The sequence below is a fragment of the Luteitalea sp. genome (assembly GCA_009377605.1).
In the GTDB taxonomy this organism is placed as follows: domain Bacteria; phylum Acidobacteriota; class Vicinamibacteria; order Vicinamibacterales; family Vicinamibacteraceae; genus WHTT01.
In genome coordinates, this window is record WHTT01000225.1 from 1 (window position 1) to 1,010 (window position 1,010).

At 62.6% G+C, this 1,010-nt stretch carries 2 protein-coding genes; both read left to right on the forward strand.

Annotated features, from left to right (window positions below):
* On the forward strand, positions 1–475 hold a 475-nt coding region (locus tag GEV06_28655; protein ID MPZ21819.1), incomplete at its 5' end, for an FtsX-like permease family protein.
* A gap of 25 nt (positions 476–500) precedes the next feature.
* Complete coding sequence (locus GEV06_28660) at positions 501–755, forward strand: hypothetical protein (GenBank protein ID MPZ21820.1); 255 nt, start codon at positions 501–503, stop codon at positions 753–755.
* Positions 756–1,010 lie beyond the last annotated feature (255 nt).

Consider the following 1,010-nt stretch of genomic DNA (forward strand, 5'->3'; position numbering starts at 1 on the left):
AGCCGTCCTGGCTGTCCTGCCAGACGTGCCGCTGCGCAACGTGCAGGCGATGGAGGAGCTGATGGCCAGGCACGTGGCACAGCGCCGCCTCACCATGCTGCTGCTCGGCCTGTTTGGCTTGCTCGGGCTGGTAATCGCTGCCGTCGGAATCTACGGTGTCTTAAGCTACGTGGTATCGCAGCGCACGCGCGAGATTGGCGTCCGAATGGCCCTCGGAGCGACACGCGGCAAAGTGGTCGGCATGGTGATGACGAAAGCCTGCCTGCTGGTCGCGGCCGGTCTGCTCATTGGGAGCGTCGGGGCGTGGTACCTAAGTGCAGCCGCCGAGAGCTTCCTGTTCCGCACCCAGGCAAACGACCCGCGAGCATTCCTCGTGGCGCTGATGGCGTTGGGGCTCGCCGGCCTCGTGGCGAGCGCGATTCCCGCCCGCCGCGCCGCCAGCGTCGATCCGATGGTGGCGCTGCGCACGGAGTAGGCGCGGCTCGCGGACACGAACGACCTTGCCTGTAATTCAGACGTATCCAGAGGGAACTGCGGCTGGATCGATCGATCTTGCCCCAGCCGCCTTGCATCACGACTCCCCGCCGCCCCGCGATCGCGCCGTGGAAGAACTGACCGAACGCGGATCGATCCATCGTGGAATCGGGAAACAGCTCCGCGACCGCATCCCACTCCGCGTCGGCAGACACGATCACTACGAACTGAAGGGAATCAGTGACGTCGGCCGGCGCTTGGTCTGCATCGTGGCGATTTGATTCTGCCATGGCCAAATGCGTCACCACCAACATGACACCTTAACGTTGGTAATGGGTGACGCCGAAGGGGCTTTCTATCCGCGGTCGAGCCGGTGGGAATACACTTGGCGACAAGGGAAGATCTATCGCTCATAAGCGTCAGATTCCGAGACCATCCTTGGCGAGAGTCCGAGATGGCGACAAAATCGTCTGAGTGATTTGGCAAGAAGCTTGAGTTATCGATAGCTGACGATCCGTTCGGACGCGCGATCCCAG